Genomic DNA, 7,737 nt, shown 5'->3' on the forward strand with positions numbered 1-7,737 from the left:
TATTTGATAAACACGCTAATTTGAAATATAAGTATGGAAATCGAAAGTTTTGGGCTAGAGGCTACTATGTTAGTACCGTTGGGCTGAACGAAAAGACAGTTGCGAAATACATTCGCGAGCAGGAGAAAAATGACATTGCACTTGATAAATTGAGCGTCAAAGAGTATGAAGATCCATTTTCAGATGGCAGTTTTAGAACAAGATAAAAGCCCGTTGTTACGGGCATTAGTCAAGTAATTATAGCACTAACCTGAACGAAGTTCAGCGAACGTCTTTAGACGTCGCTGGAGAGAAACGGCTTATAGCCGGTGTACAAGCCACCCGTTTTCACGGGTGGTTATGACTCATTTTCTATATTTCCACCATTCTACTAGCATAACAATCAGTGACAATAGGATAACGCAATAAAAGAAAAAGATGATGTAATGAGGGTGGCTAAAGAAAAATATCCAGACTAGCCAGAGTAGATAGGCGAATATCATTTTTCCCCAAAATCCTAATTTACGTTTTAAAAACCATTCTGCAAAACTTTCGTAGGCTGAAAATCGGCTTTCAAGGTAATCTGTTTTTAAATCTCTAAAAAATTTCATGAATACCCCCTAACTTTTTAAAAATAGTATAGCATAGTTTACCAATAATGAATAGGTAAATTCTGTCTCATACTTAAGAAGGATTTTCACGAAAAAGGAGTAGAATTTTCTTGACTATTTTTGACCAAGTGATACAATAGGAAATGTGAATTAGCACTCGGAGGTAAAGAGTGCTAAAAAGACCAGGAGGTAATACCATGTTGAAACCATTGGGCGATCGTATCGTCGTAAAAATTGAAGAAAAAGAACAAACAGTTGGTGGCTTTGTCCTAGCAGGTGCAAGTCAAGAAAAGACAAAAGAAGCAAGTGTCCTAGCGATCGGACAAGGGATTCGTACCTTGAATGGTGACTTGGTTGCCCCAGCGGTGGCAGTTGGAGATACCGTTTTGATTGATGCTCATGCAGGATTGGAAGTTAAAGACGGAGACCAGACCGTTCACATCATTCGTGAAGCAGACATTTTGGCAATTGTAGAATAGAGGTAGGAAAATGGCAAAAGAAATTAAATTTGCAGCAGATGCACGTGAAAGCATGGTCCGTGGTGTCGATATTTTGGCTGATACAGTCAAAGTAACCTTGGGTCCAAAAGGTCGTAATGTTGTCTTGGAAAAAGCTTACGGTTCACCACTCATTACAAATGACGGTGTGACCATTGCTAAAGAAATCGAGTTGGAAGACCATTTTGAAAATATGGGTGCTAAGTTGGTGTCAGAAGTGGCTTCAAAAACCAATGACATCGCAGGTGACGGGACAACAACTGCCACTGTTTTGACTCAGGCTATTGTTCGTGAAGGCTTGAAAAACGTAACCGCAGGTGCCAACCCAATCGGTATCCGTCGTGGGATTGAAGCAGCAGTTGCAACTGCGGTTGAAGCCTTGAAAGCACAAGCAAGTCCTGTATCAAATAAAGCTGAAATTGCTCAGGTAGCAGCGGTATCTTCCCGTTCTGAAAAAGTTGGTGAGTACATTTCAGAAGCAATGGAGCGCGTGGGTACAGATGGTGTTATCACCATTGAAGAATCTCGCGGTATGGAAACAGAATTGGATGTGGTTGAAGGTATGCAATTCGACCGTGGTTATCTGTCACAATACATGGTAACAGATAATGAAAAGATGGTAGCTGAACTTGAAAATCCATTCATCTTGATTACAGATAAGAAAATTTCTCATATCCAAGACATTTTGCCACTCTTGGAAAGCATTCTTCAGACCAACCGTCCGCTTTTGATTATTGCTGACGATGTGGATGGCGAGGCTCTTCCTACCCTTGTTCTCAACAAGATTCGTGGTACGTTCAATGTTGTTGCTGTTAAGGCGCCAGGATTTGGTGACCGTCGTAAAGCTATGTTGGAAGACATTGCTATCTTGACAGGCGGTACAGTGATTACAGAAGACCTTGGTTTGGACTTGAAAGATGCGACCATTGAAGCCCTTGGTCAAGCTGCAAAAGTTGTGGTCGACAAAGATGGCACAACTATTGTTGAAGGTGCTGGAAATCCAGAAGCTATTGCTAACCGTGTTGCTGTTATCAAGTCACAAATTGAGGGAACAACTTCAGAATTTGACCGTGAAAAATTGCAAGAGCGTTTGGCTAAATTGTCAGGCGGTGTCGCGGTTATCAAAGTCGGTGCCGCTACCGAGACTGAGTTGAAAGAAATGAAACTCCGTATCGAAGATGCCCTCAACGCAACACGTGCCGCAGTTGAAGAAGGAATCGTTGCCGGTGGTGGTACAGCCCTTGTCAATGTTATCGATAGCGTAGCGAAATTGGAGTTGAAAGGCGACGATGAAACAGGACGCAATATTGTCCTTCGTGCCTTGGAAGAGCCTGTGCGTCAGATTGCCTATAACGCAGGTTATGAAGGTTCAGTTATCATTGATAAACTGAAGAATTCAGAACTTGGCACTGGCTTTAACGCAGCGACAGGCGAATGGGTCAACATGATGGATGCAGGTATCATTGACCCTGTTAAAGTAACACGTTCAGCTCTTCAAAATGCGGCTTCCGTAGCCAGCTTGATTTTGACGACAGAAGCAGTCGTTGCCAACAAACCAGAACCAGCCGCTCCAGCTATGCCACAAGGTATGGATGGAATGGGTATGGGCTACTAAGAAATAGCAAAATGACACAGCTGATTGGCTGTGTTTTTTTCTTGAAAATTTCAAACATATCTATTTGACAATGGGTTTGGGATGTGGTACTATATTAGACGGTACTTTTTACTTTTGGTCTCTCAAGAGTGTACAGGGACGTGCTGACAAATGTTGCAAAAGTACACACAGATAGGGGTTGTCACCAATGCCCTATCACCAAAAATAAAAAATATATACAGGAGAATGTAGATGCCTACAATTAACCAGTTGGTACGTAAACCACGTAAGTCTAAAGTAGAAAAATCTAAATCACCAGCTTTGAACGTTGGTTACAACAGCCGTAAAAAAGTTCAAACAAACGTTTCATCACCACAAAAACGCGGTGTTGCAACTCGTGTCGGAACAATGACACCTAAAAAACCTAACTCAGCCCTTCGTAAATTTGCTCGTGTACGTTTGAGCAACCTTATCGAGGTTACTGCTTACATCCCAGGTATCGGCCACAACTTGCAAGAGCACAGTGTTGTTCTTCTTCGCGGTGGACGTGTAAAAGACCTTCCAGGGGTACGTTACCACATCGTTCGTGGTGCACTTGATACAGCAGGTGTTAACGATCGTAAGCAAGGCCGTTCTAAATACGGTACAAAACGTCCAAAAGGCTAAGAAAGGGGAAATATAAATGAGTCGTAAAAATCAAGCGCCTAAGCGCGAAGTATTGCCAGATCCATTGTATAACTCAAAATTGGTAACTCGTTTGATTAACCGTGTTATGTTGGACGGTAAACGTGGTACTGCTGCATCAATCGTTTACGGTGCTTTTGATCAAATCAAAGAAGCAACTGGTAACGATGCACTTGAAGTATTTGAAACAGCAATGGAAAACATCATGCCTGTACTTGAAGTACGTGCACGTCGTGTCGGTGGTTCTAACTACCAAGTCCCAGTTGAAGTTCGTCCAGAGCGTCGTACAACACTTGGTCTTCGTTGGTTGGTAACAATCGCTCGTAACCGTGGTGAGCACACTATGATTGATCGCCTTGCGAAAGAAATCATGGATGCAGCAAACAACACAGGTGCAGCTGTTAAGAAACGTGAAGATACTCACAAAATGGCAGAAGCAAACCGCGCATTCGCACACTTCCGCTGGTAAGATTAAGATACGAGGACGTATAAAACGCATAGCAAAAATAGGAAATGCGACGAAGAGTCTGTGGACTCTAGGAGGATTTATCTTTTTTGCCAAGCGTTTAGTCCGAGTTCAATTAAGATGTGAGGACGTCAAGTCAGTTCTACATAAATCAATTGAGATTATGGTACAAACTTCTCGTTCAACCATCACAAATCGGATTGAGGCTTGCCTCGTCCACTTCACACCATTAGTAAGAACTTAAGCGGGTGGGATTTGCCCACTCGCTTTTCTTAAAATATGGTATAATCAGAATAGAAAACTAAAAATATAGGAGAACAAACCTCATGGCACGCGAATTTTCATTAGAAAAAACTCGTAATATCGGTATCATGGCGCACGTTGACGCGGGTAAAACAACGACAACTGAGCGTATTCTTTACTACACTGGTAAAATCCACAAAATCGGTGAAACTCACGAAGGTGCATCACAAATGGACTGGATGGAGCAAGAGCAAGAGCGTGGTATCACTATCACATCTGCTGCGACAACAGCTCAATGGAATAACCACCGTGTAAACATCATCGACACACCAGGACACGTGGACTTCACAATCGAAGTACAACGTTCACTTCGCGTTCTTGATGGTGCGGTAACCGTTCTTGACTCACAATCAGGTGTTGAGCCACAAACTGAAACAGTATGGCGTCAAGCAACTGAATACGGTGTTCCACGTATCGTATTCGCTAACAAAATGGATAAAATCGGTGCTGACTTCCTTTACTCAGTAAGCACACTTCACGAGCGTCTTCAAGCAAATGCTCACCCAATCCAATTGCCAATCGGTTCTGAAGATGAGTTCCGTGGTATCATCGACTTGATCAAGATGAAAGCTGAAATCTATACTAACGACCTTGGTACAGATATTCTTGAAGAAGATATTCCAGCTGAATACCTTGAGCAAGCTGAAGAATATCGTGAAAAATTGGTTGAAGCAGTTGCTGAAACTGATGAAGAATTGATGATGAAATACCTTGAAGGTGAAGAAATCACAAACGAAGAATTGAAAGCTGCTATCCGTAAAGCAACTATCAACGTTGAATTCTTCCCAGTATTGTGTGGTTCAGCCTTCAAAAACAAAGGTGTTCAGTTGATGCTTGATGCGGTTATCGACTACCTTCCAAGCCCACTTGACATCCCTGCTATTAAAGGTGTTAACCCAGATACAGATGCTGAAGAAGAGCGTCATGCATCAGATGAAGAGCCATTTGCAGCTCTTGCCTTCAAGATCATGACTGACCCATTCGTAGGTCGTTTGACATTCTTCCGTGTATATTCAGGTGTCCTTAACAGCGGTTCATACGTATTGAACACTTCTAAAGGTAAACGTGAGCGTATCGGACGTATCCTTCAAATGCACGCAAACAGCCGTCAAGAAATTGAAACTGTTTATGCAGGTGACATCGCCGCTGCGGTTGGTTTGAAAGATACTACAACTGGTGACTCATTGACAGATGAAAAAGCAAAAATCATCCTTGAGTCAATCCACGTTCCAGAACCAGTTATCCAATTGATGGTTGAGCCTAAGTCTAAAGCTGACCAAGACAAGATGGGTATTGCCCTTTCTAAATTGGCTGAAGAAGATCCAACATTCCGCGTTGAAACAAACGTTGAAACTGGTGAAACAGTTATCTCTGGTATGGGTGAGTTGCACTTGGATGTCCTTGTTGACCGTATGCGTCGTGAATTCAAGGTTGAAGCAAACGTAGGTGCTCCTCAAGTATCATACCGTGAAACATTCCGCGCTTCTACTCAAGCTCGTGGTTTCTTCAAACGCCAGTCTGGTGGTAAAGGTCAATTCGGTGATGTTTGGATTGAATTCACACCAAACGAAGAAGGTAAAGGTTTCGAGTTCGAGAATGCTATCGTCGGTGGTGTGGTTCCACGTGAATTCATCCCAGCGGTTGAAAAAGGTCTCGTAGAATCTATGGCTAACGGTGTTCTTGCTGGTTACCCAATCGTTGACGTTAAAGCGAAGCTTTACGATGGTTCATACCACGATGTCGACTCATCTGAAACAGCCTTCAAAGTGGCAGCATCTCTTGCCCTTAAGGAAGCAGCGAAATCAGCTCAACCAACTATCCTTGAGCCAATGATGCTTGTAACAATCACTGCACCAGAAGATAACCTTGGTGACGTTATGGGTCACGTTACTGCACGTCGTGGTCGCGTTGATGGTATGGAAGCTCGTGGTAACACACAAATCGTTCGTGCTTATGTGCCACTTGCTGAAATGTTCGGTTACGCAACTGTTCTTCGTTCAGCAACACAAGGTCGCGGTACCTTCATGATGGTATTTGACCACTACGAAGATGTACCAAAATCTGTACAAGATGAAATCATTAAGAAAAACGGTGGCAATGCATAATTGCTAACCCAGGCAGCTTCGGCTGCCTTTTTCTATGTAAGTTCCTGCATTAAAGTATGCTAACTCTTGCAATTTTCGGTAAATAGTTATATAATAAAAACGTTGAAAAGATGCTTGTAGGCTTACAAGTTAATATTTTCACAAAAGGATTAAAAGGCTTGCCTTTTAAAATAAAGAACTCGATTTTCATAAGGAGGAAATCATTCATGGTAGTTAAAGTTGGTATTAACGGTTTCGGACGTATCGGTCGTCTTGCTTTCCGTCGTATCCAAAACGTAGAAGGTGTTGAAGTTACTCGTATCAACGACCTTACAGATCCAGTAATGCTTGCACACTTGTTGAAATATGACACAACTCAAGGTCGTTTCGACGGTACTGTTGAAGTTAAAGACGGTGGTTTCGAAGTTAACGGTAAATTCGTTAAAGTTTCTGCTGAGCGTGAGCCAGGAAACATCGACTGGGCTACTGATGGCGTAGATATCGTTTTGGAAGCTACAGGTTTCTTTGCTTCTAAAGAAAAAGCTGAGCAACACATCCACGCTAACGGTGCTAAAAAAGTTGTTATCACTGCTCCTGGTGGTAACGATGTTAAGACTGTTGTTTTCAACACTAACCACGACATCCTTGATGGTACTGAAACAGTTATCTCAGGTGCTTCATGTACTACAAACTGTTTGGCACCAATGGCTAAAGCTCTTCACGATGCATTTGGCGTTCAAAAAGGTTTGATGACTACAATCCACGGTTACACTGGTGACCAAATGGTTCTTGACGGACCACACCGTGGTGGTGACCTTCGTCGTGCACGTGCTGCTGCTGCAAACATCGTTCCTAACTCAACTGGTGCTGCTAAAGCTATCGGCTTGGTAATCCCAGAATTGAATGGTAAACTTGACGGTGCTGCACAACGTGTTCCAGTTCCAACAGGTTCTGTAACTGAATTGGTTGCAACTCTTGACAAGAAAGTAACTGCTGAAGAAGTAAACGCTGCTATGAAAGCTGCTGCTACTGAATCATTTGGTTACACTGAAGACCAAATCGTATCTTCAGATATCGTAGGTATCTCATTCGGTTCATTGTTTGATGCAACTCAAACTAAAGTTATCGAAGTTGATGGCGAGCAATTGGTTAAAGTTGTTTCATGGTACGACAACGAAATGTCTTACACTGCACAACTTGTTCGTACTCTTGAGTACTTCGCAAAAATCGCTAAATAATCCTTAGTGAAAATCGAAGAGGCTTCGGCCTCTTTTTTTGTATTTTCGGATTGTTGGAATATGGCTGTTTTCTTATGCTAAAAATATGAATGAGATGAGTTGTTTCTGATTTGGCGATTTTAGAATTTGAAAAATCTGATTACGAGGTGATAGTTTTAGATTCCCAAATTTCAAGTTGAAGTTAGCCACCCAAAAGAAATTCACTTGGCGACTTGTAGTCCAAGCATTTTTTAGGGTAGTTGTTAATCCAATTTTCGATAAAAGCGACTTCTTTCGGAGTC

At 42.3% G+C, this 7,737-nt stretch carries 8 protein-coding genes and 1 pseudogene; 7 read left to right on the forward strand and 2 right to left on the reverse strand.

All coding sequences use genetic code 11. The annotated features are described in order from the left end of the window. A partial coding sequence (locus tag ODU46_RS09915; protein WP_253215855.1) for a transposase occupies window positions 1-206 on the forward strand: 206 nt, incomplete at its 5' end. Between the two features lie 138 nt (window positions 207-344). Here the strand turns inward: ODU46_RS09915 and ODU46_RS09920 are convergent. After that, window positions 345-590 carry a hypothetical protein gene (locus ODU46_RS09920; protein ID WP_114866126.1) on the reverse strand — a complete coding sequence of 82 codons (246 nt, stop codon included), beginning with the start codon at window positions 588-590 and terminating at the stop codon, window positions 345-347. Between the two features lie 197 nt (window positions 591-787). Between ODU46_RS09920 and groES the strand changes: the two genes are divergently transcribed. The 6 genes from groES (at window position 788) to gap (ending at window position 7,456) form a co-directional block, all read left to right on the forward strand. Next, complete coding sequence (gene groES / locus ODU46_RS09925; protein ID WP_014637330.1) at window positions 788-1,069, forward strand: co-chaperone GroES; 282 nt, start codon at window positions 788-790, stop codon at window positions 1,067-1,069. 10 nt (window positions 1,070-1,079) lie between these two features. Beyond that, window positions 1,080-2,702 (forward strand): chaperonin GroEL, encoded by a 1,623-nt coding sequence (gene groL, locus ODU46_RS09930; protein ID WP_024393522.1) that lies wholly within the window; start codon window positions 1,080-1,082, stop codon window positions 2,700-2,702. A 231-nt stretch (window positions 2,703-2,933) separates the two neighbouring features. Next, entirely contained in the window at window positions 2,934-3,347 is a 414-nt protein-coding gene (gene rpsL, locus ODU46_RS09935; RefSeq protein WP_002940030.1) for a 30S ribosomal protein S12, read from the forward strand. Between the two features lie 16 nt (window positions 3,348-3,363). Next, a complete protein-coding gene (rpsG, locus tag ODU46_RS09940) occupies window positions 3,364-3,834 on the forward strand; it encodes a 30S ribosomal protein S7 (protein WP_002940031.1) in 471 nt (156 codons plus the stop codon). A 323-nt stretch (window positions 3,835-4,157) separates the two neighbouring features. Beyond that, window positions 4,158-6,239, forward strand: coding sequence for an elongation factor G (gene fusA / locus ODU46_RS09945; protein WP_002938501.1), 2,082 nt, complete (start codon window positions 4,158-4,160; stop codon window positions 6,237-6,239). Window positions 6,240-6,445: 206 nt separating this feature from the next. Beyond that, on the forward strand, window positions 6,446-7,456 hold the full coding sequence (gene gap, locus ODU46_RS09950) for a type I glyceraldehyde-3-phosphate dehydrogenase (RefSeq protein WP_002938507.1): 1,011 nt from the start codon (window positions 6,446-6,448) through the stop codon (window positions 7,454-7,456). Window positions 7,457-7,637: 181 nt separating this feature from the next. Here gap and ODU46_RS09955 read toward each other — a convergent pair. After that, window positions 7,638-7,737 (reverse strand): annotated as a pseudogene (locus ODU46_RS09955) (IS30 family transposase); the annotation flags it as partial.

The sequence above is a fragment of the Streptococcus sp. 2020WUSS089 genome (assembly GCF_044427405.1).
Lineage (GTDB): Bacteria > Bacillota > Bacilli > Lactobacillales > Streptococcaceae > Streptococcus > Streptococcus hashimotonensis.

Coding starts and splice junctions, on each gene's coding strand:
- ODU46_RS09920 (WP_114866126.1), bottom strand. CDS start 590: ATGAAATTTTTTAGAGATTTAAAAACAGATTACCTTGAAAGCCGATTT.
- groES (WP_014637330.1), top strand. CDS start 788: ATGTTGAAACCATTGGGCGATCGTATCGTCGTAAAAATTGAAGAAAAA.
- groL (WP_024393522.1), top strand. CDS start 1,080: ATGGCAAAAGAAATTAAATTTGCAGCAGATGCACGTGAAAGCATGGTC.
- rpsL (WP_002940030.1), top strand. CDS start 2,934: ATGCCTACAATTAACCAGTTGGTACGTAAACCACGTAAGTCTAAAGTA.
- rpsG (WP_002940031.1), top strand. CDS start 3,364: ATGAGTCGTAAAAATCAAGCGCCTAAGCGCGAAGTATTGCCAGATCCA.
- fusA (WP_002938501.1), top strand. CDS start 4,158: ATGGCACGCGAATTTTCATTAGAAAAAACTCGTAATATCGGTATCATG.
- gap (WP_002938507.1), top strand. CDS start 6,446: ATGGTAGTTAAAGTTGGTATTAACGGTTTCGGACGTATCGGTCGTCTT.